We start from the raw sequence: 764 nt of genomic DNA, 5'->3' as shown, positions 1-764 counted from the left end.
CGCGTGCGCTTTGCGCTGCTGCCCGATGGCAAGGACCCGGACGATCTGGTCAGGGCCGATGGGCCGGATGCGTTCCGCGCCGTGCTTTCGGAGGCGCGGCCGCTTGTCGACCTTTTGTGGATGCGCGAGACGGCCGGCGGTGTTTTCGACACACCGGAGCGGCGCGCGGGGCTGGAAAAGACGGTGGGAGAACTCGCCGGCCGTATCCGCGACGAAAGCACGCGCTACCAATATCAGCAGGAAATGCGCGAGCGGGTGCGGAGCTTCTTCGGCTCGCAACGCGCGGTGCGGCAGGGCCATGGCGGACGCTCCGACGGCCGGCCGGGCGAGCGCGGCAGGGGTTCGGCGCCAGGCGGGGCGTTTGGCCGGGGCTTTGTCGGCGGGCGCGCCGCGATCACCGAGAGCCTGGGCCGCTCGGCGCTGGTCAAACGCGCTGGCGAGGGGATGTCGGTGCGCGAGGCCACGATCATCGTGGCTCTGGTCAACCACCCGGCGCTGATCGACGAGAATTTCGCCCATGTCGAATTCCTCGACCTCGCCAATTCGGATTTGCGCAAACTGCACGCGGCCATCCTCGACGCCATGGCGCATGACGCGGCCGACGAGCGCGGCGCGGTCATCGCCACCATCGAGCGCGCCGGCTGCGGCGGCATCTGGGAGCGGGCGGTGGAACTGATCAAGCGGGCGCGGCAATGGCCGGCACTCGAAACCGCCGCGCTCGACGATGCCCGCGACGCCTTCAACCAGGCGATGCACTTGCAGCG

General features: G+C 69.9%; 1 pseudogene. It reads left to right on the top strand.

The features are described 5' to 3' along the window. A pseudogene (locus EOA27_RS38745) lies at positions 1-764 on the top strand (DNA primase); the annotation flags it as partial.

Origin of the sequence: Mesorhizobium sp. M2A.F.Ca.ET.037.01.1.1 (assembly GCF_003998075.1) — a bacterium.
Taxonomy (GTDB): domain Bacteria; phylum Pseudomonadota; class Alphaproteobacteria; order Rhizobiales; family Rhizobiaceae; genus Mesorhizobium.
Note: the sequence above shows the minus strand (reverse complement) of the source record. Positions and strands in the feature narration are given on the sequence as shown.